The 26,898-nt window shown below is 68.4% G+C and carries 21 protein-coding genes and 1 pseudogene; 13 read left to right on the plus strand and 9 right to left on the minus strand.

The window, feature by feature from the left end; translation table 11 throughout:
• The first annotated feature begins 59 nt into the window (after positions 1 to 59).
• On the plus strand, positions 60 to 2,465 hold the full coding sequence (locus G6048_RS18890) for a SpoIIE family protein phosphatase (RefSeq protein WP_165340732.1): 2,406 nt from the start codon (positions 60 to 62) through the stop codon (positions 2,463 to 2,465).
• A gap of 81 nt (positions 2,466 to 2,546) precedes the next feature.
• Here G6048_RS18890 and yjfF read toward each other — a convergent pair whose 3' ends face one another.
• From yjfF to G6048_RS18920, 6 genes are all read right to left on the minus strand, one after another.
• Positions 2,547 to 3,575, minus strand: coding sequence for a galactofuranose ABC transporter, permease protein YjfF (gene yjfF / locus G6048_RS18895; RefSeq protein ID WP_165340733.1), 1,029 nt, complete (start codon positions 3,573 to 3,575; stop codon positions 2,547 to 2,549).
• Positions 3,575 to 4,687 (minus strand): ABC transporter permease, encoded by a 1,113-nt coding sequence (locus tag G6048_RS18900; RefSeq protein WP_165340734.1) that lies wholly within the window; start codon positions 4,685 to 4,687, stop codon positions 3,575 to 3,577. The genes yjfF and G6048_RS18900 overlap by 1 nt, the downstream gene beginning before the upstream one ends.
• The gene (locus G6048_RS18905; protein ID WP_165340735.1) at positions 4,684 to 6,222 is read right to left on the minus strand and encodes a sugar ABC transporter ATP-binding protein; all 1,539 of its coding nucleotides are present in this window, start codon (positions 6,220 to 6,222) and stop codon (positions 4,684 to 4,686) included. Before G6048_RS18905 ends, G6048_RS18900 begins: the two co-directional genes overlap by 4 nt.
• A 104-nt stretch (positions 6,223 to 6,326) precedes the next feature.
• On the minus strand, positions 6,327 to 7,340 hold the full coding sequence (locus G6048_RS18910; protein ID WP_165340736.1) for an ABC transporter substrate-binding protein: 1,014 nt from the start codon (positions 7,338 to 7,340) through the stop codon (positions 6,327 to 6,329).
• A gap of 137 nt (positions 7,341 to 7,477) precedes the next feature.
• A complete protein-coding gene (locus G6048_RS18915; protein WP_165340737.1) occupies positions 7,478 to 8,527 on the minus strand; it encodes a LacI family DNA-binding transcriptional regulator in 1,050 nt (349 codons plus the stop codon).
• A gap of 254 nt (positions 8,528 to 8,781) precedes the next feature.
• Positions 8,782 to 9,780 carry an NADP-dependent oxidoreductase gene (locus tag G6048_RS18920; RefSeq protein WP_165340738.1) on the minus strand — a complete coding sequence of 333 codons (999 nt, stop codon included), beginning with the start codon at positions 9,778 to 9,780 and terminating at the stop codon, positions 8,782 to 8,784.
• 88 nt (positions 9,781 to 9,868) lie between these two features.
• On the opposite strand from G6048_RS18920, the gene G6048_RS18925 reads away from it, so the two are divergent.
• The 3 genes from G6048_RS18925 (at position 9,869) to katG (ending at position 13,146) form a co-directional block, all read left to right on the plus strand.
• Complete coding sequence (locus G6048_RS18925; RefSeq protein ID WP_165340739.1) at positions 9,869 to 10,309, plus strand: MarR family winged helix-turn-helix transcriptional regulator; 441 nt, start codon at positions 9,869 to 9,871, stop codon at positions 10,307 to 10,309.
• A gap of 141 nt (positions 10,310 to 10,450) precedes the next feature.
• On the plus strand, positions 10,451 to 10,888 hold the full coding sequence (locus G6048_RS18930; protein WP_165340740.1) for a Fur family transcriptional regulator: 438 nt from the start codon (positions 10,451 to 10,453) through the stop codon (positions 10,886 to 10,888).
• 41 nt (positions 10,889 to 10,929) lie between these two features.
• Positions 10,930 to 13,146, plus strand: a complete 2,217-nt coding sequence (gene katG, locus G6048_RS18935; protein WP_165340741.1) for a catalase/peroxidase HPI — start codon at positions 10,930 to 10,932, stop codon at positions 13,144 to 13,146.
• A 114-nt stretch (positions 13,147 to 13,260) separates the two neighbouring features.
• Here the strand turns inward: katG and G6048_RS48720 are convergent, their stop codons facing one another.
• A complete protein-coding gene (locus G6048_RS48720) occupies positions 13,261 to 13,983 on the minus strand; it encodes an SCO2400 family protein (protein WP_206341767.1) in 723 nt (240 codons plus the stop codon).
• A 284-nt stretch (positions 13,984 to 14,267) separates the two neighbouring features.
• Here G6048_RS48720 and G6048_RS18950 point away from each other — a divergent pair, with 284 nt between their 5' ends.
• The 8 genes and pseudogenes from G6048_RS18950 (at position 14,268) to G6048_RS18985 (ending at position 24,567) form a co-directional block, all read left to right on the plus strand.
• Positions 14,268 to 15,425, plus strand: coding sequence for a mandelate racemase/muconate lactonizing enzyme family protein (locus G6048_RS18950; protein ID WP_165340744.1), 1,158 nt, complete (start codon positions 14,268 to 14,270; stop codon positions 15,423 to 15,425).
• A complete protein-coding gene (locus G6048_RS18955) occupies positions 15,422 to 16,426 on the plus strand; it encodes a zinc-dependent alcohol dehydrogenase (RefSeq protein WP_165340745.1) in 1,005 nt (334 codons plus the stop codon). Before G6048_RS18950 ends, G6048_RS18955 begins: the two co-directional genes overlap by 4 nt.
• A 131-nt stretch (positions 16,427 to 16,557) precedes the next feature.
• Positions 16,558 to 17,526: a hypothetical protein gene (locus G6048_RS18960; RefSeq protein WP_165340746.1), complete on the plus strand. Its 969-nt coding sequence runs from the start codon at positions 16,558 to 16,560 to the stop codon at positions 17,524 to 17,526.
• 99 nt (positions 17,527 to 17,625) lie between these two features.
• A complete protein-coding gene (gene chvE, locus G6048_RS18965; protein ID WP_408056146.1) occupies positions 17,626 to 18,738 on the plus strand; it encodes a multiple monosaccharide ABC transporter substrate-binding protein in 1,113 nt (370 codons plus the stop codon).
• Between the two features lie 36 nt (positions 18,739 to 18,774).
• The gene (gene mmsA, locus G6048_RS18970) at positions 18,775 to 20,325 is read left to right on the plus strand and encodes a multiple monosaccharide ABC transporter ATP-binding protein (RefSeq protein ID WP_165340748.1); all 1,551 of its coding nucleotides are present in this window, start codon (positions 18,775 to 18,777) and stop codon (positions 20,323 to 20,325) included.
• Positions 20,322 to 21,560: a multiple monosaccharide ABC transporter permease gene (gene mmsB, locus G6048_RS18975; RefSeq protein ID WP_165340749.1), complete on the plus strand. Its 1,239-nt coding sequence runs from the start codon at positions 20,322 to 20,324 to the stop codon at positions 21,558 to 21,560. Before mmsA ends, mmsB begins: the two co-directional genes overlap by 4 nt.
• 57 nt (positions 21,561 to 21,617) lie before the next feature.
• Positions 21,618 to 22,685 (plus strand): annotated as a pseudogene (locus G6048_RS18980) (aldose epimerase family protein); the annotation flags it as partial.
• 121 nt (positions 22,686 to 22,806) lie between these two features.
• Positions 22,807 to 24,567, plus strand: coding sequence for a pyridoxal phosphate-dependent aminotransferase (locus tag G6048_RS18985; protein ID WP_165340750.1), 1,761 nt, complete (start codon positions 22,807 to 22,809; stop codon positions 24,565 to 24,567).
• Positions 24,568 to 24,751: 184 nt separating this feature from the next.
• On the opposite strand, the gene G6048_RS18990 is transcribed toward G6048_RS18985, so the two are convergent.
• Together G6048_RS18990 and G6048_RS18995 are read right to left on the minus strand one after the other, a co-directional pair.
• Positions 24,752 to 25,678 carry an arabinan endo-1,5-alpha-L-arabinosidase gene (locus G6048_RS18990; RefSeq protein WP_328826343.1) on the minus strand — a complete coding sequence of 309 codons (927 nt, stop codon included), beginning with the start codon at positions 25,676 to 25,678 and terminating at the stop codon, positions 24,752 to 24,754.
• 253 nt (positions 25,679 to 25,931) lie between these two features.
• Entirely contained in the window at positions 25,932 to 26,171 is a 240-nt protein-coding gene (locus G6048_RS18995) for a hypothetical protein (RefSeq protein WP_165340752.1), read from the minus strand.
• Positions 26,172 to 26,286: 115 nt separating this feature from the next.
• On the opposite strand from G6048_RS18995, the gene G6048_RS19000 reads away from it, so the two are divergent.
• Positions 26,287 to 26,898 (plus strand): LysR family transcriptional regulator (locus tag G6048_RS19000; protein WP_165340753.1); only part of this gene is annotated, 612 nt, incomplete at its 3' end.

Below are 26,898 nucleotides of genomic sequence, written 5' to 3' on the forward strand. Positions count from 1 at the left end.
AGGGCTCTTGCGTTTCACAGCTCAAGATCTCGAGCCGGGAGAAACGAGACTCGAAGAGGATGAGCCGGCACCAGGACACCGCGCGAGAAGGACCGAAGGACCCCTTCGACGAGGCCGGTTCGGCACAGGCGGTCATCGACAGCACCGGCGCCGTCGTCGAATGGGGCGAGGGCGCCCAACGGCTGCTCGGGCACACGGCGCCTGACGTCGTCGGCCGGCCCGCGGAGCGGCTGCTGGCCCCGGGCAGCAAGATCGTACTTCCGGAGGCGGCGGCCGACCGCTGGAGCGGCGGCCTCACCCTGCGCCACCGCGACGGCCATGAGGTGTCCGTGTGGCTGCTCGCCCACCGCAGTCGGCCGGAGTCCGGCGACCGCGTCGAGTGGCGGGTGATCTGCCCGCTGGGGGACAGAGGCCCGCTGCCGTCCGACGACCCTTTGTCGGCAGCGCTGCTGGCGCAGTCTCCGTGCCCCATGGCGATCTACGACGACCGGTTACGGCTGCACAGGATCAACGAGGCGATGGAACGCGTCATCGGTCTGCCCGAGGAGCGCATCCGCGGCCTGCGGCTCACGGAGATCGGTGGCAAACGGCAGAGCGAGGAACTCGAGCGGCATCTGCGCCGGGCGTTCCGCACCGGGCAACAGCAGGACGTGGACGTCTACTTACGTACGGGCGGGGAGGAGCACGCACACCCGTGGTCGGCGAAGTTCGCGCCCCTGACCGACGCCGACGGCGTGGTGCGCGGGGTCTGTCTGACCGCCCACGACATCACGGAGCAGGATCTGGCCCGCCAGCGGCTGCAGTTGGTCAACGAGGCGAGCATTCGCATCGGCACCACGCTCGACGTCACGCGCACCGCCCAGGAACTGGCCGATGTGTGCGTCCCCGGTCTCGCCGACTTCGTGAGCGTCGACCTCATGGATCCGCCGGACGACAGTGGCGCGTCCCCGGCGAGCACGCCGGACGCCCCCGTGGTCCTGCGCCGTGCCGCCCATCGGTCCATCACGCCGGGCTGCCCCGAAGCCGTGATCGAGCCGGGCGAGGCCGACACATATCCGGCCTCGTCGCCGCAGGCGGACGCGCTGCTGGCCGGGCGGACGACCGTGCGGTCGGACCCGGTCGCCGCCCTCCAGGAATGGCTCGCCGGGGACTCGATGCGCACGGAGCGGGTCAAGGAGTACGGCCTGCACTCGGCGATGTCGGTCCCGATCCGGGCCCGTGGCGCGACCCTCGGCGTCGCCGTGTTCGTGCGGTACCGCAGCCCCGAGCCCTTCACCACCGAAGATGTGCTGCTGGCCGAGGAGATCACGGCCAGAGCGGCCGTCTGCGTCGACAACGCCCGCCGCTTCTCCCGCGAGCGCGAGACCGCGCTGGTCCTGCAACGCAGCCTGCTGCCGCAGACGCTGCCCCGAACTGCCGCGCTGCAGACGGCTTCGCGCTACCTTCCGGCGGCGCGCGCGGGGGTGGGCGGGGACTGGTTCGACGTCATTCCGCTGTCCGGGCTGCGCGTCGCCATGGTCGTCGGTGATGTCGTCGGCCACGGGATCCAGGCTTCCGCCACCATGGGGCGGCTGCGCACGGCCGTACGCACGCTCGCCGACGTCGACCTGCCGCCGGACGAGCTGCTGACGCACCTGGACGACCTCGTCGTACGACTTTCCGCGGAGGCCGGGAACGGACATGCCACCGGCGAGGTGGGCGCCACCTGTCTGTACGCGGTGTACGACCCGGTCTCTCGCCGCTGCTCGTTCGCCAGGGCCGGCCATCCGCCACCGGTCATGGCCGTCCCGGGCGGTTCCCCCCGGCAGATCGACGTGCCCGCGGGCCCGCCGCTGGGCGTGGGCGGACTGCCCTTCGAGTGCATGGAACTCGAACTGCCCGAAGGAACCGTGCTCGCCCTGTGCACCGACGGCCTGATCGAGAATCGTGTCCGGGACATCGACGGGAGTTACGAGCTCCTGTGCCAGGTGCTGGCGCGATCCGCCGGTTCGCTGGACGAGACGTGCCAGGACCTCGTACGGACCCTGCTGCCGCCTGACGGTGCGGCGGACGACGTGGCGCTCCTGCTGGCCCGCACTCAGGGCCTCGCCGCCTCCCAGGTCGCGACCTGGGATGTTCCTCCTGCCGCGGCCCTGGTGGCACGTGCAAGGAAGTACGCGACCGAGCAGTTGGGCGTCTGGGGTCTGGACGAGGCGGCGTTCGCGGCCGAACTCGTGGTGAGTGAACTGGTCACGAACGCCATCCGGCACGGCAGTCCGCCCGTCCGGCTGCGCCTGATCCACGATGACGCCACGCTGATCTGCGAGGTGTCGGACGGCAGCGACACGGCCCCGCATCTGCGCCGGGCCAAGACCTTCGACGAGGGCGGCCGCGGACTGCTGCTCGTCGCCCAGCTCACCGAGCGCTGGGGCAGCCGCCACACGGACGACGGCAAGACCATCTGGGCGGAACTGTCGGTGAGCTGATGAACGCGACAGCAAGGGAGCCCCTCTCAGCGGGGTAACTCCCTTGCTGTCACGGTGCGTTGACCGGAGCCTGCGTCCGGGTCAGGCTTTCTTACGAGTCGTCATCGCCCGCTGGATCAGGATGAACGCGCACAGCAGCACACCCGTGGCGATCTTCGTCCACCAGGAGCTGAGCGTGCCCTCGAACTGGATGATGCTCTTGATCAGGCCCAGGACGAGGACGCCGAACAGGGTGCCGATCACATAGCCGGAGCCGCCCGTGAGCAGCGTGCCGCCGATGACGACCGCGGCGATCGCGTCGAGCTCCATGCCGGTGGCGTGCAGCGGGTCACCGGACTGGATGTACAGGGTGAACAGCAGCCCGGCGAGCGCCGAGCAGAAGCCGCTGATCGTGTAGACGGCGATCTTCGTGCCGCCCTGCGGAAGGCCCATCAGCAGCGCCGACTGCTCGTTGCCGCCGACGGCGTACACCCGGCGTCCGAAGCGCGTGTAGTGCAGGACGTAGAACGCCCCGGCGAGGACGACCAGCGCGACGATCGCGCCGATCGAGAGGAAGCCCGCCCCCAGGTTCACCTGCGCCCCGGCCATGCTGCTGACCGAGGGGTCGCCGATGGAGATGGACTCCTTGCTGATGACCAGGCACAGGCCCCGGAAGAGGAAGAGGCCGGCGAGGGTCACGATGAAGGGCTGGATCTCGAAGTTGTGGATCACATAGCCCATCAGGAAGCCGCCGAAGGCGCCCACGGCCAGCGCCATGGGGATGACGACCAGGATCGGCAGGCCCTGACGCTCCACCAGCCATGCCGTGAACATGGTGGTGAAACCGATGACGGAGCCGACGGAGAGGTCGATGCCGCCGGAGAGGATGACGAAGGTGACCCCGACGGCGGCGACCAGCAGATAGCCGTTGTCGATGAACAGGTTCATGAAGACCTGCGGTTCGCCGAACCCGTAGTTCTGGTACCGGCTGAGGCCCGCCACGTACATCGCGAGGAAGAGCCCGGCCGTCACCAGGACGGGCAGCCGCCGGTCGCCGAGCAGAGTCGCGGCCCTGGACGGCGCCGGCGTACGGCTCTCGGGGGCCGTGGGGGTCTTCGTGGTCGTGCTCATCACGACACCTCCATCTTGGGAGCGGCCTCGGGCGCCGGGGCGGTGTCCGCCGGGGCCGCGGCGGGCTGACCGGTGCCGCCCTTCGCGCCGGGCTTGGTGCCGAACTTGCCGCGGAAGACCTTGGCGCGGAACTTCGGGGACTGCAGCAGGCAGACGACGATGACGACGGCGGCCTTGAAGACCAGGTTGGTCTGGGTCGGCACACCGATGGTGTAGATCGTGGTGGTCAGGGTCTGGATGACGAGGGCGCCGACCACCGTGCCGCCGATGGAGAACCGGCCGCCCAGCAGCGAGGTGCCGCCGATCACCACGGCGAGGATCGCGTCGAGTTCGATCCACAGGCCGGCGTTGTTGCCGTCCGCGGCCGAGGTGTTGGAGCTGATCATCAGGCCCGCGATGCCCGCACACACCGCGCAGAACACGTACACCATGATCTTGATGCGGCGGGACCTGATGCCCACCAGACGGCTGGCCTCCGCGTTGCCGCCGACCGACTCCACGAGCAGGCCGAGCGCCGTACGGCGGGTCAGCATCACGGTCACGGCGACGACGACCGCCACCACGAAGATGGAGAACGGCAGGGTCAGCCAGTAGCCGCCGCCGATCATCTTGAACGGCTCGCTGTTGACGGTGATGATCTGCCCGTCGGTGATCAGCTGGGCCACGCCACGTCCGGCGACCATGATGATCAGCGTGGCGATGATCGGCTGGATGCCCATCCGGGCGACGAGGAAGCCGTTCCACAGTCCGCAGATCACCGCGGCCAGCAGGCCGATGCCCATGGCCAGGAAGACACCGGACAAGGCGCTCTGATCGGACTGATCACTGATGTACGAACAGGTCAGGGCCCCGGTGATGGCGACCACGGCGCCGACGGAGAGGTCGATTCCGCCGGTGGCGATGACCAGGGTCATGCCGACCGCCACCAGGATCAGGGGCGAGCCGAACAGCACGATGGAGACGAGGCTGCCGTGGAGGTGGCCGTTCGTCATCCGGATGGAGAAGAAGTCAGGGGTGAAGGGAACGTTGACGAGCAGCAGGACGACCAGGACCGCGACGGGCCAGAACAGGTGGTGGTGGGTCAGTGCTCGCCATCGGGGAGTGGTGGTCACTGGTGTTCTCCGCTCGCGATGGTCTCGAGGATCTTGCTGGTGGTGATCTCGGGCCCGTTGGTGAGCCGCGCCACCAGCCGGCGGTCACGCAGCACTCCGATGGTGTGGCTGAGCCGGAGTACCTCCTCCAGCTCGGCCGCGATGTACAGCACGGCCATGCCCTCCTCGGACAGCGAGACCACCAGCTTCTGGATCTCCGCCTTCGCGCCGACGTCGATGCCGCGCGTCGGCTCGTCCAGGATCAGCATCTTCGGCTGGGTGATCAGCCAGCGGGCGAGCAGCACCTTCTGCTGGTTGCCGCCGCTGAGCTGGCCCACCCGTGCCTCCGGGTTGGCGGGGCGGATGTCCAGCGCCTTGATGTACTTGGCGACCAGTTCATCGCGCTGGGAGACCGGGATGGGCCGGGTCCAGCCGCGGGCCGCCTGGAGGGCCAGGATGATGTTCTCCCGCACCGTCAGATCCGGTACGAGGCCCTCGGTCTTGCGGTTCTCCGAGCAGAACGCGACGCCGGCGCCGATCGCGTCGTTCGGCGCGCTCATCGAGACCTGCTTGCCGCCGATGGTCAGCTTGCCGCTGTCCGGCTGGTCGGCGCCGAAGAGCAGCCGGGCGAGTTCCGTACGGCCCGACCCGAGCAGGCCGGCAAGGCCGACGACCTCGCCCTTCTTGATCTCCAGGTCGAAGGGGGCGATGCCGCCCGTCCTGCCGAGGCTGTCCGCCTTGACCAGCGTCTCGCCGACGTCGGAGTGCAGCTGGTGCTCGTGGAGCCCCTCCAGCTGGTCCAGGGCCTTGCCGATCATGAGCTCGATCAGTCCGACCTGGTCGAGCTCGCTCACCATGTGCTCGCCGACGAGGCCGCCGTTGCGCAGGACGGTCATCCGGTCGCAGATCTCGTAGATCTGGTCGAGGAAGTGCGAGACGAAGAGGATCGCGACGCCCTCATCCCTCAACTGCCGCATCAGGCGGAACAGTTCGAGGACCTCGTCGCGGTCCAGGCTGGACGTCGGCTCGTCCAGGACCAGCACTTTGGTGCCGGATCCCTCGCCGTCGCTGTCGCCGGTGCCCACCGACCGTACGATCGCCACCAGCTGCTGGACGGCCAGCGGGTACGAGGACAGGGGCGCGGTCACGTCGATGTCGAGGCCGAGCCGGTCGACCAGTTCCGCCGCTTCCTTGCGCATCCGGTTCCACTGGATGCGGCCGAAGCGGGTGGGTTCACGTCCGATGAAGATGTTCTCCGCCACCGACAGGTTGGGGCAGAGGTTCACCTCCTGGTAGACCGTGCTGATCCCGGCCTGCTGCGCCTGCAGCGGGCTGTCGATCTGCACGGGCTGCCCGTCGAGGGTGATGGTGCCGTCATCCAGCGCGTAGACGCCGGTCAGCACCTTGATGAGGGTGGACTTCCCGGCTCCGTTCTCGCCCATCAGGGCGTGGATCTCGCCGGGGAAGAGCCGGAAGTCGACACCGGACAGAGCCCGTACCCCCGGAAATTCTTTGACTATGCCCGTCATCTCCAGGACGGGCCGCGGCTCTGCCATGGCAGCGCTCCTCGTTGAATTCATGGAATTCGTTTCGGCCCGCAGGGAGCCCCGGGACCAAGGGTCTGGTCGGCCGTGGGCTCCCTGCCGGTGGGTGCGATCGGTCAGTACTTGCGGCTCGGGAGGACTTCCTTGGCCTGGTCCTGCATGAAGTCGCTCTCCTCGGTCTTGATCCAGCGCTCGACCGTCTCGCCGTCCTTGACCTTCTGCACGACCTCCATCAGCTGGGGGCCGAGCAGCGGGTTGCACTCGACGATGGCGTTGATCTTGCCCTCGGACATGGCGACGAAGCCGTCCTTCACGCCGTCGACCGTGACGATCAGGATGTCCTTGCCGGGCTTCTTGCCGGCCGCCTCGATGGCCTGGATGGCGCCGATGCCCATGTCGTCGTTGTGCGCGAACAGCACGTCGATGTCCGGGTTGGACTGCAGGAAGGCCGCCATGACCTGCTTGCCGCCGGCGCGGGTGAAGTCACCGGTCTGGCTGACGACGATCTTCCAGTCGTCCTTGTGGTCGGCGTCCATGACCTCCTTGAAGCCCTTGGCACGCTCGATCGCGGGGGCGGCACCGGTGGTGCCCTCCAGCTGTGCGATCTTCACGGCACCCTTGTGGCCGGCCTTCTCGAGGACCTTCTCCAGGATCTTGGCCGCGCGCCGGCCCTCGTCCGTGAAGTCCGAGCCGACGAGGGTGACGTACAGGGACTCGTCGGAGGTCTCGACGGAGCGGTCGGTGAGGACGACCGGGATCTTCTTGGCCTTGGCCTCCTTGAGCACCGCGTCCCAGCCGGTGACGACCACCGGCGAGAAGGCTATGACGTCCACCTTCTGGGCGATGAAGCTGCGGATCGCGGAGATCTGGTTCTCCTGCTTCTGCTGCGCGTCGGAGAACTTGAGGTTGTAGCCCGCCTCCTTGGCCGACGCCTTGACCGAGTCGGTGTTGGCGCTGCGCCAGCCGCTCTCCGAGCCGACCTGGGAGAAGCCGAGGGTGAGCTTCTTGCCGCCGCCGCTGCCGCCGGAGGAGGAGGTGGAGGAGCCCTCGTCCTCCTTGGCGCAGGCCGCCAGGCCGCCCGCAGCCGCCACGCCGACCGCCGCGGTGAGGAAGTTCCTTCTGTTGAGCATCTGTCTTCTCCTTTGAAGAGCCGGCCCGGGTATGGACCCGCTGGTACTCGATGGGACCGGCCGCACAACGTCCAGCCTGTCGATCATTGTTCGAAATACCGGCCGCGTAGGTGCGTATGCGACCGATGGGTGTCGCGTCAGTTCAGCACGCCCTCCGGCTGAGGGGCGTACGGAAACGTACTGGCGCGAACGACGAGTTGCGGTTCGATGGCGATCCGGGGTGCCCCGGACAGAGCCCGGCCCTCCACGAGGTCGAGAAGCAGGGCGATGCTCCGCTTGCCGACGGTCGAGAAGTCCTGCCGGACGGTGGTGAGTGGCGGAGCGAAGAACTCCGACTCCGGGATGTCGTCGAAGCCGACCACCGCCACATCCTTGGGAGTTCGCACCCCCGCCTCACGCAGGGCCCGCAACACCCCCAGCGCCATCTGGTCGTTGGCGACGAAGACGGCGGTGAGCCCGCGGCCCACCCAGCCGGCCAGTTCCTGGCCGGCGCGGTAGCCCGACAGCGGACTCCAGTCCCCGTGCAGCAGCGTGGGCGGCTCGATACCGGACTCCTCGAGGGTCGCCCGCCAGCCGACGACCCGGTCGGCCGCCTCCTGCCAGTCCTCGGGCCCGGAGAGGTGCCAGACCTTGCGGTGCCCGGCGGCCAGCAGATGACTGGTGGCCAGTCGCGCCCCCAGGTGCTGGTCCACGCTGACGCTGGGGATGTCCCCTTCCGGCTGCCCACCGCCGACGACAACCACCGGGAAAGGGCTGGAGAGTTCGGCCAGGGCGTCCACCGCCGACCGCTGGGGGGCGATGGCGATGACCCCCTCCACCCCGCCCTCGCTGAGGTGGTCGAGGGCCTCGGACAACGTCTCCACGGTCAGCTTGCGCAGACTCACCGTCGAGACGAGATACCCCTCGGCACGTGCGGCCTCCTCGATCGCGAACAGCGTGCTGGCCGGCCCGAAGAGGGTGGTGTTGGAAGCGACCACACCCAGGGTGCGGGTGCGCCGGGTTGCCAGGGCTCGTGCGGAGGAGTTGCGGCGGTAGCCCAGTTCCTTGATCGCGTGCAGCACCTTGGTCCGGGTCTCGTCCCGCACATTGGGGTGGTCCCCCAGGACGCGGGAGACGGTCTGGTGCGAGACCCCTGCGAGTTGTGCGACATCCGCCATCGTGGGCGGTCGAAGCTGTGCGTGTGCCACGGCCGCGCCTCCTTGGATGCCGTTGAACACCGTTGGCCGGCGAGGGTCGCCGACTGGTGAATGCGGACGTCATTGTGAGCGCTAACAATCCATGACGGTCAAGAGGGCTGCAAGGAGAAGGCGTCACGGTTGAGTAACGTGGCGCTCTTCTGGGTTGGGCGAACCGAAGAGGCCGCACCCATATTGAATGGGTGCGGCCTCTCCCTGGCGGTCCTGAGGCTCCGTCAGCTTTTGGGCTGAGGGGCCGTCAACTGTCAGAGCTTGACGATCATTTTGCCGGTGTTGTCGCCGCGCAGGACGCCGAGGAACGCCTCCAGGTTGTTCTCGATGCCCTCGACGACCGTCTCGCGGTACTTCATTTCGCCGGAGCGGATCCAGGGGCCGACCTCCTGGACGAACTCGGACTGCAGGTCGTAGTGGTCACCGACCAGAACACCCTCGACGCGGAGCCGGTTCTGGAGGATCTTGACCATGTTGCGCGGGCCGGGAGTCGGCTCGGTCGCGTTGTACTGCGAGATCATGCCGCAGATCACGACCCTGCCCCGCAGGTTGAGCGCGCCGATCGCGGCCTCGAGGTGCTCGCCGCCGACGTTGTCGAAGTAGACGTCGATGCCGTCCGGGGCGGCCTCCTTGAGCTGCTCCCAGACCGGGCCGTTCTTGTAGTTGAAGGCGGCGTCGAAGCCGTACTCCTCGACCAGCAGCTTGACCTTCTCGTCGGACCCGGCGGAGCCGATGACCCGTGAGGCGCCCTTGAGCTTGGCGATCTGCCCGACCTGGCTGCCGACGGCACCGGCCGCACCGGAGACGAAGACCGCGTCACCCTCCTTGAAGGCGCCGACGCGCAGCAGCCCCGCGTACGCGGTCAGGCCCGTCATGCCGAGCGCACCGAGGTACGTGCTCAGCGGCGCCGCCTCGGGGTCGACCTTGACGGCCTGCTTGGCGGCCACGACGGCGTACTCCCGCCAGCCGAGGAAGTGCAGGACGTGGTCGCCGACCGCGAAGCCCTCGGCGTTCGAGGCGACGACCTCGCCGACGGCGCCGCCCTGCATGGGCTCACCGAGTTCGTAGGGGGCGACGTACGACTTCGCGGCGCTCATACGGCCGCGCATGTACGGGTCCACGCTGAGGTACTGGTTGCGTACCAGCACCTGGCCCGGGCCCGGCTGCTCGACCTCGGTCTCGACGAGGGCGAAGTCCTCGGGCTTCGGCCAGCCGGCGGGGCGGCTGAGGAGGTGCCATTCGCGGTTGATCATGGGGAGCCTTTCAATTTACTTCAGTACCTGAAACAAGCATGCGCCCGAATATTTCAGTTTGTCAAGTAATGCGGGTACGCTGGAGCGCATGGCCGCCCCGCAGAAGACCCGCCCCGATGCCCTGACCCTGGAGGTCGTCGACCTCATCGGCACGGTGGTGGCTCGCTACCACGAGGAGTACGACGACGCTGCTGCCGAGCATGCGCTGACGGGGGCGCAGGCTCGGTTGCTGAGCCTGCTCTGCCTGGAGCCGTTGCCCATGCGGCGACTGGCCCAGAAGCTCAAGTGCGAGCCGTCGAATGTGACCGGGATCGTGGACCGGCTCGAGTCGCGCGGGCTCGTCGAGCGGCGGCCCGACCCCGGTGACCGGCGGGTGAAGTTGGCGGCGGTCACCGATGAAGGGCGACGGGTCGCCCGGGGGCTTCGTGAGTCGCTCCACTTTGCGCGTGAGCCGTTGGCGGAGTTGCCCCGGGATGAGCGGTTGGCTTTGCGGGACCTGCTTCTGCGGATGCTCGGGACTGCATCCTGAGCTTTGGGCGCCACCTTGAGGCCCGCTGCCCGAGCCGTGACGCACCTGAGAGTGCCGTCCGGCACAGGGCCCGACACTCCCCAAGATTAGAACCGTTCTTTTTCTTGAATCGTTCGTGTTAGGCGATGTAGGTTGGGCGCCATGACCGCCTCCCAGTCCCCGAGCACCGCCGATGAGCTGCGCGGTGTCGGTCTGCGGGTGACGGCCGGCCGTGTCGCGTTGCTGGAGACCGTTCGCCGTGGTGATCACCTCGGTGTCGAGGCGATCGCCTCCGGGGTGCGCGAGCGGCTGGGCCAGGTCTCCCTGCAGGCCGTGTACGAGGGGCTGCACGCGCTCGTCGCGGCGGGCCTCGTACGCCGTATCGAACCGCCCGGCAGCCCGGCCCGGTTCGAGGGGCGTGTCGGGGACAACCATCACCATCTCGTGTGCCGGTCGTGCGACGTCCTCGCGGACGTCGACTGTGCGGTCGGCCATGCCCCCTGCCTCACCGCGTCCGACAGCCGCGGCTTCTCCGTCGATGAGGCCGAGGTCATCTACTGGGGCGTGTGCCCCGACTGTTCCACCCCCCGCGGTACCTGATGAGCACCGTGATCCACTAGTAGTTCGGAAGGATTCCCCCAATGGCCGAGAACCCCGACGCAATCGTCACCGATCCCAAGGCGGAGGGCGCGGGCGGCTGCCCGGTCGCGCACGGGCGTGCCCTGCACCCGACGCAGGGCGGCGGCAACCGCCAGTGGTGGCCGGAGCGGCTCAACCTGAAGATCCTTGCCAAGAACCCCGCCGTGGCCAACCCGCTGGGCGAGGAGTTCGACTACGCCGAGGCGTTCAAGAACCTCGACCTGGCCGCGGTGAAGCAGGACATCGCCGAGGTGCTCACCAGCTCGCAGGACTGGTGGCCCGCCGACTTCGGCAACTACGGCCCGCTGATGATCCGTATGGCCTGGCACAGCGCCGGCACCTACCGCATCAGCGACGGCCGTGGTGGCGCCGGCGCCGGTCAGCAGCGCTTCGCCCCGCTCAACAGCTGGCCGGACAACGGCAACCTGGACAAGGCGCGCCGTCTGCTGTGGCCGGTCAAGAAGAAGTACGGCCAGTCCATCTCCTGGGCCGACCTCATGATCCTCACCGGCAACGTCGCCCTGGAGCAGATGGGCTTCGAGACCTTCGGCTTCGCCGGTGGCCGTGAGGACGTCTGGGAGCCCGAGGAGGACGTGTACTGGGGCCCCGAGACCACCTGGCTCGACGACCAGCGCTACAGCGGTGACCGCGAGCTGGAGAACCCCCTCGGCGCCGTCCAGATGGGTCTCATCTACGTCAACCCGGAGGGCCCGAACGGCAACCCGGACCCGATCGCCGCGGCCCGTGACATCCGCGAGACGTTCCGCCGGATGGCGATGAACGACGAGGAGACGGTCGCCCTCATCGCGGGCGGTCACACCTTCGGCAAGACGCACGGCGCCGGCCCGGCGGACGCCGTCGGCAACGACCCCGAGGCCGCCTCCATGGAGGAGCAGGGCCTGGGCTGGAAGAGCACCCACGGCACCGGCAAGGGCGGCGACGCCATCACCTCCGGCCTGGAGGTGACGTGGACGGAGACGCCCACGCAGTGGAGCAACAACTTCTTCAAGAACCTCTTCGAGTACGAGTACGAGCTCACCCAGAGCCCGGCCGGCGCGAACCAGTGGGTGGCGAAGAACGCCGAGGCGATCATCCCCGACGCGCACGACGCGTCGAAGACGAAGCTCCCGACGATGCTCACCACCGACCTGTCGCTGCGCTTCGACCCGATCTACGAGCCGATCTCGCGCCGGTTCTACGAGAACCCGGCGGAGTTCGCGGACGCCTTCGCCCGCGCCTGGTACAAGCTGACCCACCGCGACATGGGCCCGAAGTCGCTGTACCTCGGCCCGGAGGTCCCGGAGGAGACCCTCCTGTGGCAGGACCCGCTGCCTCAGGCCGAGGGTGAGACCATCGACGCCGCGGACATCGCGTCCCTCAAGGCCAAGCTCCTCGACTCGGGTCTGACCGTCTCGCAGCTGGTCAGCACCGCGTGGGCGTCGGCCTCGACGTTCCGCGGCAGCGACAAGCGCGGCGGCGCCAACGGTGCGCGCATCCGCCTGGAGCCGCAGCGCAGCTGGGAGGCCAACGACCCCGACCAGCTCGCGACGGTCCTGCGCACCCTGGAGAGCATCCAGCAGGAGTTCAACTCCGGCGCCAAGAAGGTCTCCCTGGCCGACCTGATCGTGCTCGGCGGCTCGGCTGCCGTGGAGAAGGCCGCCAAGGACGCCGGCCACGACGTCGAGGTGCCCTTCACCCCGGGTCGTGTGGACGCGACGGAGGAGCACACCGACGCGGAGTCCTTCGCCGCGCTGGAGCCCAACGCCGACGGCTTCCGCAACTACCAGGGCAAGGGCAACCGCCTGCCGGCCGAGTACCTGCTGCTCGACCGTGCCAACCTGCTCACCCTGAGCGCCCCCGAGATGACGGCCCTCGTCGGCGGTCTGCGCGTCCTGGGCGCCAACCACCAGCAGTCCTCGCTCGGCGTTCTCACCGAGACGCCCGGCAAGCTGACGAACGACTTCTTCGCGAACCTGCTCGACCTGGGTACGACCTGGAAGTCGACGTCCGCCGACCAGACCACGTTCGAGGGGCGCGACGCCGCCACGGGCGAGGTCAAGTGGACGGGCACCCGCGCCGACCTGGTCTTCGGCTCGAACTCCGAGCTGCGTGCGCTGGCCGAGGTCTACGCGAGCGACGACGCGAAGGCGAAGTTCGTGCAGGACTTCGTCGAGGCGTGGGTCAAGGTCATGAACCTGGACCGGTTCGACCTGGCCTGATCGCTCCGGTCACTGGGATCACTCCGATTACGACCTGAGTGACCTGAGTACGACGTCCGGGCCGACCCGCTGGGGTCGGCCCGGACGTTGTCGGTTCTGGTGCCAGAAGCGGAGTTACGAGCAGAAGAACAGGAACCGCGTGCACGTCTCCGTGGGCGTCGGCTCCGGCGCCGGAGGCTTCGTCGTCGGGCCGGGATCCGGGGTGTCGGGGTCCGACTGGGGCGGGCGCGTGGGGTCCTCGGGATCCTCCTGCGTCGGCGTCGGCGTGGGCGAGGGCTTCTTGCTCTCGTCCTCGTCCTTGCCCTTGTCTCCCGGCTTCCTCGATTTCGAGGGCGAAGGAGAAGCCGACGCCTCCGGCGACCGGGAGTCCGTCACGGCGGAGCCTGCCGCCCCGCCCTCCGACGAGCCCGACCCTCCGTCCTGAGAAACCCCCGAACCCGAGCCCTCGTCGTCCGTGGCGGTGTTCGGCTGCCCCGACGGCGACTCCCTGCCCAGCTCCGCGAGGCTCAGCCCGCCGGCGGCGAGCAGCAGCCCCGCCCCGATCAGCAGCGCCCGCTGCCGGCGACGCCGGTGCACCGCCGCCCGCCTGTCCCGCCGGGTCTCCCGCGCCCCGCGGTGGGACCGGCCACGGGACCGGCGTCCACCGGCGGCCGAGGAGTCCTCGGGGCCGTCGGAGTCGCCGTGTCCGTCGTCGCCCGCGGGCGCACCCGCGCCCTCCCGCGCGTGTGCGGCGTCCAGCGACGCGGCGTACGCCCGGCAGGCTTCGGCCGGTGTGCCGCACCCCGGACAGGCGAGGGCGCCGTTGAGGTGCCGTTGGCACGGGTGGCAATAGTCCATGACGCCGGAAGACTAGATTCCGGGCAGGTAACGTTCCTAGGGGTAGCTGTGAAAGTTGTGTAGGGAGTGGCCTGTTCAGGCATACCGAAGCCCTGTTCAGGCAGGCCGAGGCGCGGACAGCCCGGACCATTCCACGCCATCCCACCGCCTTCGCGCCAAAACCGTTACGCGTTCGACCGCTCGACCCATTGACACTCCGACCGCCGGATCCTTACTGTCGCGACAGCATTTCGAACGTGTGACGAAATCTCGAACAGGGCCGACGAGTACAGGGAGCAGCTGCAGTGCGCATCACTGGAATCAGCACGCACGTGGTAGGGACGCCGTGGCGGAACCTGACCTACGTCCAGGTGCACACCGATGAGGGGCTCACCGGAGTCGGTGAGACCCGCATGCTGGGTCATACCGACGCGCTGCTCGGCTATCTGCGGGAGGCAGAGGCCAACCACATTCTCGGCTCCGACCCGTTCGCTGTCGAGGACCTCGTCAAGCGCATGAAGTACGGCGACTACGGCCGCGCCGGCGAGATCGTGATGTCCGGCATCGCCGTGATCGAGATGGCCTGCTGGGACATCAAGGGCAAGGCCCTCGGCGTCCCCGTCTGGCAGCTGCTCGGCGGCAAGGTCACCGACAAGGTCAAGGCGTACGCCAACGGCTGGTACACCACGGAGCGCACTCCGGAGGCGTACCACAAGGCCGCCCAGCAGGTCATGGAGCGCGGCTACAAGGCCCTCAAGATCGACCCCTTCGGGACCGGCCACTTCGAGCTCGACCACGAGGCGACCCTCTACTCCGTCTCCCTCATCGAGGCCGTGCGGGACGCCATCGGGCCCGACTCCGAGCTGATGCTGGAGATGCACGGCCGCTTCTCCCCCGCCACCGCCGTACGGCTCGCCAAGGAGCTCGCGCCCTTCAAGCCGGCCTGGCTGGAGGAGCCGGTTCCGCCGGAGAACCTCAAGGCGCTGGAGAAGGTGGCGGCGAAGGTGGACATGCCGGTCGCGACCGGTGAGCGCATCCACGACCGCATCGAGTTCCGCGAGCTCTTCGAGAGCCAGGCCGTGGACATCATCCAGCCCGACGTCGGCCACATCGGCGGCATCTGGGAGACGCGCAAGCTGGCCGCGACCGCCGAGACCCACTACATGCTCGTCGCCCCGCACAACGTGGGCGGCCCGGTCCTGACCGCCGCCTCCCTCCAGGTCGGCTTCAGCTCCCCGAACTTCAAGATCCTCGAGCACTTCAACGACTTCGCGGACGCGGACATCAAGAAGGTCGTCAAGGGCGCGCCCCAGGTCGTGGACGGGTACTTCCACCTCTCCGACGCCCCCGGTCTCGGCGTCGAGCTGGACACGGACGCGGCGGCCGAGTTCCCCCAGCAGCAGGCCCGCTTCGACCTGTGGGCGGACGGCTGGGAGCAGCGCAAGCCCAAGGGGTCCCAGTGAGCACTGCCGTCGTCATCGAGGCGCCGGGCGAGCACCGGCTGGTGCCGCACGAGCCCGTCGCTCCGGCCGCCGGGGAAGCTCTCGTACGGGTCCACGCGAGCGGCATCTGCGGCAGTGACCGTGAGGTGTACGAGGGCAACCGGCCCGAGGGGTACGTCCGTTACCCCCTCACGCCCGGCCATGAGTGGTCCGGCACGGTCGCGTCGGTCGGCTCCGGGGTCCCAGAGTCCCTCGTAGGCCGCAAGGTCGTGGGCGAGGGCTTCCGCAACTGCCAGGTCTGCGACCGCTGCCACGCGGGCGAGACGACGCTGTGCTCCGCCGGGTACGAGGAGACGGGCTTCACGCAGCCCGGCGCGATGGCGGGCACGCTGACGCTCCCGGCACGGCTGCTGCACGTCCTGTCCGACGACGCGGACCTGACCGCCGCCGCCCTGCTTGAGCCGGCCGCCTGCATCGCCGCCGCCGCGCTCAAGGCGAACGCCCGGCCGGGCGAGAGGGTGGCCGTCGTCGGCACCGGGACGCTCGGGATGTTCGCCGTGCAGTTCCTGAAGGCCGGCTCCCCGGGCGAGCTGCTCGTGGTCGGCACCCGCCCGGACCGTGCGGTGCTCTCCAAGGACTTCGGCGCCACGGACTTCCGTACGAAGGACGAGGAACTCCCCGACGACTTCGACGTCGTCATCGAGACCGCCGGGTCCGCGGACGCGGCGCGCACCGCCGCCGCTCTGCTCCGGCGGGGCGGACGGCTCGTCCTGACCGGTATCCCGGCTCCGGGTGCCGACGGACTCGACCCGACCGATCTCGTCGTACGGCAGCTGGAGGTGCACACCGTGTTCGGTGCGGCCCCGGACGCCTGGGCGCACACGGTGCGGGTCTTCGGCGCCGGTCTGCTCAATCCGCTGCCCCTGGTCACCCACGAGCTGCCGCTGGAGGAGTTCGCGAAGGCCATCGAGCTCGTCGGCTCCGGCGACCCGAAGGTCGGCAAGGTACTGATCAAGCCATAGTTCCCGTAGTTCCCGTGGCGCCCGCACCGCCCCACGAGCCGCACGCCGGTACGGAGACCCTGACGCTCCGTACCGGCGTGCTCCCAAACCCCACGAACCATGTCCGAAACATCGAACGCGAAGGACAGCTAGTGACCGACCCTTCCGCCACGGCAGCCCGACGACCCGGTGAGCCGGCGCTCTCCGCTCTCGGCCTGGGCGCGCCCGCCCCCGATCCTGCCGACGCCTCACCGCACACCTTCCCCGGTGGCGGCCGCTGGCGCACCGAGATCCCCTCCTGCGAGGGGCCCGAGGCGCTGGCCGTGGTCCTCAAGGAGTCTTCGCGCCTCGATGTGCCGATCCACCGGATCAGCCAGGGCAGCGGCATCTGGATGCTGAACGACGCCGAGATCACCGAGATGGTCGAGGCCACCGCCGAGCGCGACATCGAGCTGTGTCTGTTCACGGGCCCGCGCGGCACGTGGGACATCGGCGGCTCGACCCGTACCGACTCGCGCGGCGGGGGCCTGCGCGCCCGCGGCCATGACGCGGTGGCCGGATGTCTCGAAGACGCCGTCCGCGCAACGGAGTTGGGCGTAAAGTGCCTCCTCGTGGCTGATGAGGGCGTGCTGTGGACGCTGCACCGCGCGCGTGCGGCCGGGATCATCCCCGCCGACACGACGCTGAAGGTCTCCGCGCTGATCGGCCCGGTCAACCCGGCCGCGTACGCCGTGTACGAGCAGCTCGGCGGAGACTCCATCAACGTGCCCAGCGACCTGACCCTGGACCACCTCACGGAGATCCGCCGGGTCAGCGCGGCCCCCATGGACATGTACATCGAGGCCCCGGACGATCTCGGCGGCTATGTGCGCATGTACGAGGTCGCCGAGCTGATCCGGCGCGGCGCCCCGCTCTACCTGAAGTTCGGCCTGTCCAAGGCCCCCGGAATCTACCCGTACGGGGCCCATATGCGGGACCTGACGCTGAGCACGGCCAAGGAGCGGGTGCGGCGCGGCCGGCTCGCTCTCGACCTGCTGGAGCGGCACGGAGCGGACGGCGATATGGCACCACTGGGCTCGCGGCTGCCCGGCGAGCTGAAACGATTCGGGATTCCCTCATAACGTTCCGGATAAACCCCCTTCACAAAAGCTCACGCAGCCGCACACAATCCGACAGCCTCGCCAGTTTCGGCGCACCCTCACACATCAAGGATGATGATCATGCGCAACCGCAGAAGTGCACTCGCCGTCATAGCCGCGGCCTCCTCCCTGGCCCTGACGCTGTCTGCCTGCGGGCAGAGCGGCGAGGGCGGCAGCGAGGAGAACAAGGGGGACGCCAAGGGCTCCACCGTCGGCATCGCGATGCCGACCAAGTCCTCGGAGCGTTGGATCGCTGATGGTGCCAACGTCGAGAAGCACCTGAAGGACGCGGGTTACAAGACCAAGCTCGTCTACGGTGAGGACGACCCGGACCAGCAGGTCTCCCAGATCGAGAACCTGATCACCCAGGGTGTCAGCGCCCTGATCATCGCGGCCATCGACAACAAGTCGCTCGACAACGTTCTCCAGCAGGCCAAGGACGCCGACATCCCGGTGATCTCGTACGACCGCCTCATCCTCAACAGCCCGAACGTGGACTACTACGCCTCGTTCGACAACGAGAAGGTCGGCCAGCTGCAGGGCCAGTACATCGCCGACAAGCTCGGTCTGGCGGACGGCTCCAAGAAGGGCCCGTTCAACGTCGAGCTCTTCGCCGGCTCGAACGACGACAACAACACCAAGTACTTCTTCCAGGGCGCGATGAGCGTCCTGCAGCCGTACATCGACAAGAAGCAGCTGGTGGTCAGGTCGGGCCAGACCAAGCTGAACCAGGTCACCACCCTGCGCTGGGACGGCGGCACCGCCCAGAAGCGCATGGACGACCTGCTGACCGCCGCGTACAAGAAGGAGCGCGTCGACGCGGTCCTCTCGCCGTACGACGGCATCTCCATCGGCATCCTGTCGGCGCTGAAGTCGGACGACTACGGCTCCGCGAACAAGCCGCTGCCGATCGTCACGGGCCAGGACGCCGAGGTCGCCTCGCTGAAGTCGATCAAGGCTGACGAGCAGACGCAGACGGTCTTCAAGGACACCCGTGAGCTCGCCAAGGTGGCGGGCAACATGGTCGACTCCCTGCTCAACGACAAGAAGCCGAAGACCAACGACACCGAGACGTACCAGAACGGCGCGAAGGTCGTTCCCGCGTTCCTCCTGGAGCCGGTGAGCGTCGACAAGACCAACTACCAGAAGGTCGTCGTCGACTCCGGCTACGTCAAGGCCAGCGACGTCAACTGATCGCCGCACCAGCACCAAGGATTGGAAGGCACGACCATGGCGGGACCCGTCCTGGAAATGCGCTCGATCGTCAAGACCTTTCCCGGCGTCAAAGCGCTGTCGGACGTCACACTGACCGTCCAGCAGGGCGAGGTCCATGCCATCTGCGGGGAGAACGGCGCCGGCAAGTCGACCTTGATGAAGGTCCTCTCCGGCGTCCACCCGCACGGAAGTTACGAAGGGGACATCCTCTTCGAAGGTGAGATCTGCACCTTCAAGGACATCAGGGCGAGCGAGCAGCACGGCATTGTGATCATTCACCAGGAGCTTGCCCTGGTGCCGTATCTCTCCCTCGCGGAGAACATCTTCCTCGGCAACGAGCACGCCACCCGCGGGATCATCAGCTGGTCCGAGACGCTGAAGCACGCCACCGAGCTGCTGCGGCGGGTCGGTCTCAGCGACCACCCCGACACCCGCGTCGCCGACATCGGCGTGGGCAAGCAGCAGCTCGTGGAAATCGCGAAGGCCCTGTCGAAGAAGGTGAAGCTGCTCATCCTGGATGAGCCGACCGCGGCTCTGAACGACGAGGACAGCGGCAAACTCCTGGATCTCATCCTGGAGTTGAAGAAGCAGGGCATCACCTCGATCATCATCTCCCACAAGCTCAACGAGATCCGCAAGGTCGCGGACTCGGTGACGATCCTGCGCGACGGCCGCTCCATCGAGACGCTCGACGTGAAGGCCAAGGAGACCACCGAGGACCGGATCATCAGCGGGATGGTCGGCCGCGACCTCGAGCACCGCTTCCCGGAGCGCACCCCGCACGAGCCGGAGGTGGGCGCGGCTCCGGCCCTGGAGATCCGCAACTGGACCGTGCACCACCCGATCGACCAGCAGCGCAAGGTGGTCGACGATGTGTCGCTCCAGGTGCGCCGCGGGGAGATCGTCGGCATCGCGGGACTGATGGGCGCCGGGCGCACCGAGCTCGCGATGAGCGTCTTCGGGCGTACGTACGGCCGGTACCACGGCGGCAAGGTCTTCAAGGACGGCAAGGAGATCCGTACGAAGCACGTGCCCGAGGCGGTCAAGCACGGCATCGCGTACGTCACCGAGGACCGCAAGCACTACGGGCTCAACCTCATCGACACCATCGGCCGCAATATCTCCCTCAGCGCGCTGGGGAAGGTCTCCAAGCGCGGCGTGGTCGACGAGCACGAGGAGCGCCAGGTCGCCGAGGACTTCCGCAAGTCCATGAACATCAAGGCGCCGACGGTCTTCGAGCAGGTGGGCCGGCTCTCGGGCGGCAACCAGCAGAAGGTCGTCCTCAGCAAGTGGATCTTCGCCGGGCCCGATGTGCTGATCCTGGACGAGCCGACCCGCGGTATCGACGTGGGCGCCAAGTTCGAGATCTACACCGTGATCGACCAACTGGCCGCGCAGGGCAAGGCGGTCGTCTTCATCTCCTCCGAGCTGCCGGAACTGCTCGGTATGTGTGACCGCATCTACACGATGGCCGCGGGGCGGCTGACCGGCGAATTCTCGCGTGCGGAGGCCACGCAGGAAGTGCTGATGCGCCAGATGACGAAGGACAAAGAGGTAACGCGATGAGCACCGATGTGACCGACAAGAGCCCGGCCCCCGCGCCGCCGGGCAAGGCCGCCGACGGCGGCGGCCTGCTCCAGCTGATGCTGGACGGCATGCGCCGCAATATGCGGCAGTACGGCATGCTGATCGCCCTCGGTCTGATCGTGGCGCTGTTCGCGGTGTGGACCGACGGCGACCTGCTCCTGCCGCGGAACGTCTCCAACCTGGTGCTGCAGAACAGCTACATCCTGATCCTCGCGATGGGCATGATGTTGGTCATCATCGCGGGCCATATCGACCTGTCGGTCGGCTCGCTCACCGCGTTCGTCGGCTCGATAGCCGCGGTGCTGATGGTCAAGAACGACCTGCCGTGGCCACTCGCGGTGGTGCTGTGTCTGCTGCTGGGCGCCGCCGCCGGTGCGATGCAGGGCTTCTTCATCGCGTATCTGGGCATTCCATCGTTCATCGTCACCCTCGCGGGCATGCTGCTCTTCCGCGGTCTGACGGAGATCTTCCTGGAGGGTCAGACCCTCGGCCCGTTCCCGAAGGGGCTGCAGAAGGTCGCCAACGGCTTCCTGCCCGAAGTCGGCCCGAACACCAACTATCACAACCTCACCCTGCTGCTCGGCTTCGCCCTGATCGCCTTCGTGATCTACCAGGAGATGCGGGACCGCAAGCGGTCGCAGGAGTTCTCGCTCGAAGTGCCGCCCGTGAAGCTGTTCGTGCTCAAGATCGTGGCGCTGGTCTCCGCCCTGCTCACGGTGACGCTGCTGCTCGCCAGCTACAAGGGCGCCCCGGTGGTCCTGCTGATCCTCGGTGTGCTGGTCGTCGGCTTCGGCTACGTCATGCGCAACGCGATCGTCGGCCGTCACATCTACGCGATCGGCGGCAACCTCCCGGCGGCCAAGCTGTCGGGTGTGAAGGACAAGAAGGTCACCTTCCTGGTCTTCCTGAACATGGGCATGATGGCGGCCCTGGCGGGTCTGGTCTTCGCCGCCCGCTTCAACGCGGCCTCGCCCAAGGCCGGCCTCAACTTCGAACTCGAGGCGATCGCCGCCTCGTTCATCGGCGGCGCGTCGATGAGCGGCGGCGTCGGCACGGTCCTCGGCGCCATCATCGGCGGCCTGGTCCTGGGTGTGCTGAACAACGGTATGAACCTCGTCGGCGTCGGTACCGACTGGCAGCAGGTCATCAAGGGCATGGTGCTGCTGGCGGCGGTCGGCTTCGACGTGTGGAACAAGCGCAAGGTCGGTTCGTAAGAAATCCATAGGTCGTACGGGGGTCCGAAAGGGCCCCCGTACCCATGTCCGCCCACGGCCACAGGAGGCAGGAAGCCCGTGAAGGAGCTCTTCGGCAAGCTCGCCGACGGCACGGAGATCTACCGCTGGTCGCTGGAGAACGGCGGCACCCGCCTGAAGGTCCTCTCCTACGGCGGCATCGTGCAGTCCCTGGAGATCCCCGACAGCCGCGGCCGGTACGCGAACGTGTCCCTCGGCTTCGACACCATCGAGGACTACGTCGCCTCCAGCCCGTACTTCGGCGCGCTGATCGGCCGGTACGGAAACCGCATCGACCAGGGCCGGTTCACCCTGGACGGCAAGGCGTACCAGGCGGACGTCAACGACGGCGCGAACGGTCTGCACGGCGGCGCCGAGGGCTTCGACAAGCGGGTCTGGGACATCGAGCCCTTCACCGAGGGCCCCGACGTCGGCCTGTACCTGCACCACACGTCCGTCGACGGCGAGATGGGCTTCCCCGGCACGCTGAAGACGAAGGTCACGTACACCCTGACCGGGCAGGGCGACTGGCGCATCGACTACGAGGCCACCACCGACAAGGCGACGGTCGTCAACCTCACCAACCACGTGTACTGGAACCTCGCGGGCGAGAGCAGCGGTTCGGTCTACGACCACGAGCTGGAGATCGCCGCCTCCCGCTACACCCCGGTCGGCAAGGGCCTCATCCCCACCGGTGAGCTGGCCCCCGTCGCGGGCACCCCCTTCGACTTCCGCGTCAAGAAGACCGTCGGCGAGGACCTCCGCGAGGCGCACCAGCAACTGCTGTACGCCCAGGGCTTCGACCACAACTGGGTGCTCGACAAGGGCATCACGGCGAAGCCGGAGCACATCGCGACGCTCCGCGACCCGGCCTCCGGCCGCACCCTGACGGTCTCGACGACCGAGCCGGGCCTGCAGTTCTACTCCGGGAACTTCGTCGACGGGACGCTCGTCGGCTCCGGCGGCTCCATCTACCGCCAGGGCGACGCGCTGTGCCTGGAGACCCAGCACTTCCCGGACTCCCCGAACCAGCCGGAGTTCCCGCCCACCACGCTCCGGCCAGGTGAGACGTACCGCTCGACGACTCTCCACTCGTTCAGCTACTGAAACATGCTGGGGAGAACAAATCCCCTCAGCTTTCCCATGAGTTGAACACCGACGCAGCCACGTCCGTACAAGGGGACGGCCCGCATATGTCCGCGCGGGCCGCCCCACAGACGGAGGGTCCATGGCCGACAACGTCACCTCGCTGTTCCGCACCGGCGCGCACAGCCCCTCAATGGCCGCGCTGGCACGAGAGAGCGGCGGGGAGTCGGGTCCGCTGGACTTCTGCATCCCCTGCAATCCGTACTTCCCGACGCCGGCGATGTTCGACGAGCTGACGCACCGGCTGCGCGAGATCATCACGTTCTACCCGAGCAGCGCCGACACCATCACCGGTGAGCTGTGCAACCTGCTCCAACTGCCCCCGCAGTGCGTCGCGATGGGCAACGGGTCGACCGAACTGATCACCTGGATCGACCACTTGCTGGTACGCGAGTCCCTGGCCATCCCCGTCCCCACCTTCGGCCGCTGGACCGACCAGCCGATGGAGACCGGCAAGCGCGTCGACATGTTCCCGCTCCAGGAGAGCAACGGCTTCGCCCTCGACCCGGCGCAGTACATCCAGTTCATCCGCTCCCGCGGCAGCCGGGTCGCCGTCATCTGCAACCCGAACAACCCCGACGGCGGCTTCCTGCCCCGCCAGACGATCCTCGCCTTCTGCGACGCCCTCGCCGATCTGGACCTGATCATCATCGACGAGTCGTTCCTGGAGTTCGCCGACGCGGAGGCCGAGCCGAGCGTCGTCGAGGACGCGGTGATGCGCCCCAACGTGGTCGTGCTGCGCAGCCTCGGCAAGAACTTCGGCCTGCACGGCATCCGCTTCGGCTACCTGGTCGCGAACCCCTCCCTGGCCGGCAAGATCCGCTCCATGCTGCCGAAGTGGAACCTCAACTCCTTCGCGGAGACCGTGGTGTTCATGCTGCGGGACCATGGCGCCGAGTACCTGGAGAGCCTGCACCAGGTCCGCCGCGACCGCCTCGACATGTCCCGCCAGCTGTCCCAACTGCCCGGCCTGACGGTGTATCCGTCCCAGGGCAACTTCCTCTTCGTGCGCCTCCCCGTGGGCGCCGAGGGCACCGTGGTCCGGGATCAGCTGCTCACCGAGCACCGGATCCTGGTCCGCGAGTGCGGCAACAAGATCGGCTCGTCCAGTCGCTTCCTGCGACTCGTCGTCCGGCCTCAGGTGGATGTGCGTCGCCTGGTGTCCGGCCTGGAGTCGGTGCTCTACGGGTCCAGGAGGGGAGCCGCCGTGCCCGAGCCGAGCAACAACTACAGCTCGGGTACGGCGGCCGTGGACCGCCTGGTCAGCTCCACGAACGGATCGGGCATGCAGGGGCTGGCCGCCGCGGCCCAGGGGCAGGGCCAGCAGCGGCAACAGCCGCAGCTGGCGCCGGTCGCCCAGGCTCAACAGCAACAGCAGCAACCGCAGTTGGCGCCGGTCGGCCAGTGGCCGCAGCAGCAACAGCAACCGCAGCTGGCGCCCGTGGCTCAAGGGCGGCAGCAGCAGGGGCTGCTCACCGCTGTGGGCGCCATGGGTCAGGGACAGGGCCAGGGCCAGGGCCAGGGCCAGCAAGGTATGGGCCAGCAGCAGCCTCAGCAGCAGCCCATGACCGCCATGGCTCAGGCCCAGCAGCAGGCCGGCCTGAGTCCGGTGGGCGGAGGCCAGCCGCAGCAGCAGCCGGGGCTGAGCCCGGTGGCCGCGAACGGCCAGCCCCAGCAGGAACCGTGGCTGACCCCCGTGGGCCAGCCCCAGCAGCAGCCCGGCCTGACGCCGGTCGCCCAGCCCGGTCCGCAGCCGATGCCACAGCCCACGCGCTGGCCGGCCGCCGCCGCATCCAGAGGCACTCCTTGGCCGGAGGCCCCCGCAAACAACCGGGTCGGCTGACCGACGAGCCGGACCGGTTGCCCGGAGGCCTCGCTCTTCCCGCGACGAGGCCTTCGCCGGCCGGGAGGATCGGGCCGCGTCGCCCAGGACCTTCGCCAGCGGGTCCCATGTCCTCCCGGCCGCGGTCACACCGTGGCGTGGCTGCTTTGGACCGCCAGCACGGTCAGTAAGACCGCCAGCAAGGTCAATAGGCGACGGGCCATCCGCTGCTCCAGTTCAGGAGGTTGACGCCGAGCTTGGGAGTGCCGTTGTCCTGGCCGTCGTAGTAGTGGTAGACGATCAGGTCGCCGTCCGCGTCGTTCATGATCGACTGTCCGCCGGGGCCGATGTAGCGGCCGTGCGACTCCAGCACGGGCGTACCGCCGTTGTTCATCATGGCGACGCCGTTCTTGTCGCGGTACGGCCCCGTGATGCTGGTGGCGCGGCCGACCTTGACCTTGTACGTGGAGCTGGTGCCGGCGCAGCAGGTGTCGTACGAGGCGAAGAGGTAGTAGTAGCCGTTGCGCTTGACGATGTAGGGCGCTTCGACGGCCTTGGTCCCGGTCGGGCGGGAGGCGAGCGAGTACCGGGTGGTGTTGGAGGAGAGCTGCTTCCCGGTGGACGGGTTGATCTCGATCATCTTGATCCCGCTCCACCAACTGCCGAACGACAGCCACCACTTGCCGTCGTCGTTCACGAAGAGGTTCGGGTCGATGGCGTTGTAGTCGGTCGACGAGCTCGACGTGTGGACGACGCCCTGGTCGCTCCAGCTGCCCGGCTGACCGGTGGTCGAGGTCGCAAGCCCGATCGCCGAGTTCTGGGAGCCGAACGACGAGACGGAGTAGTACATCAGGTACTTGCCGCCGTGGTACGAGATGTCGGGCGCCCAGGCCTCCGGCACGGAGGAGTAGTTCCGCCACCAGCCCGGCCGGCTGGGGAAGGCGTCGCCGCCGTTCCTGAAGGCGATGCGGTCGCCGGACGTCTTGCTGGAGATGCCGCCGCCGGTGGCGTAGAGCAGGTACTGGCCGGAGGAGGTGCGGATCATCGTCGGGTCATGGGTGACGATGTCGCCGGTGACGCGGCCGGGGTTCGGGTATGCGGACGCCGTGCTCGGGACGAGGGCGAGCAGGATCGCGGCGGGGAGGGCGAGGAGGGCGGTTCTTCGCGAGGCGCTTCTGGAGGTGTATCGGGCGCTGTTTCTGAAGGTACTTCGGGAGGTGCGGCTCACGCGGATCCTCCTACGAGTGGGGTCGTTCTACGGAGGTCGTTCGAGATTCTGAACAGCGGTCACCACTTCGAACGGGACCGTAGAATCGAACCCCTTGCGCGTCAACGGTTCGCGCAGCAACTCCCCTTGCGCCGGTCGTCGAACGCCATTCGACAACTCACCGCTCGCAGAAGCGACTTGACGTGAGGGCGGGGTCGGCGGGCCGGCTGCGCGAGACGATGCGCAGACCGGTGGCGTCCACGACGCGCATCTGCAGCGAACCGCAGCCGCAGCGGGTCCACACCGTGACGCCCGCCGCGGTGGTGTGCCGGGACACCACCTGGAAGGGCTCGGCATGATCCGGCCACCCGCAGTGCGGGCACGCCCCGCCGGCCCTGCGGTCGGCTGTGCTGGTCATCTCGGACTCCTCGTGCTGTAGCGGCTGGGCTGACCGTCGCGACACAGCCAGGGTGCATCGAGGCCTTTGTGTGTCCAGGTTGACTTCCTGGACCTCACCGTGAAGCGTGGGCTTCATGATTGACCTGCGCCGACTGCACGTCCTGAGAGCGGTCGACCACTACGGAACGGTCACCGCCGCCGCCCGCGCCCTGCACTTCACTCCGTCCGCCGCCTCGCAGCAGATCCGGCAGCTGGCCCGTGACCTGGGTGTCAACCTGCTGGAACCGCAGGGCCGCGGCGTACGCCTGACTCCGGCGGCCCGGAGCCTGCTCACCCACGCCGACGCGATCCAGGCCCGCTGGGAGCGCGCGGAGCTCGACCTACGGGCCGACCACAGCGAGCCCGCCGGGTTGCTACGGGTGAGCGGTTTCCCGGTGGCCATCTCGATCCTGCTCGCCCCGATGGCCGCGCAGCTGCGCGAACGCCACCCGCGCCTCACCGTCCAGATCCAGGAGCTGGACGTAACGGCGTGCTTCGACCTGCTCTTCGAGGGTGAGATCGACTTGGCGGTCGTCGAGGCGACCCCCCTCAACCCGCCGCTCAGCGACACCCGCTTCGACCAACAACCGCTCCTGGACGACCCGTTCGACCTGGTCGTCCCGAAGGGGCACCGCCTGGCCGGCCGGGACCGCGTCGACCTCACGGAAGCCGCCCACGAGCCCTGGATCGCCCCCGTCCCCGAGAGC

Source organism: Streptomyces ureilyticus, from assembly GCF_011045025.1.
In the GTDB taxonomy this organism is placed as follows: Bacteria; Actinomycetota; Actinomycetes; order Streptomycetales; family Streptomycetaceae; genus Streptomyces; species Streptomyces ureilyticus.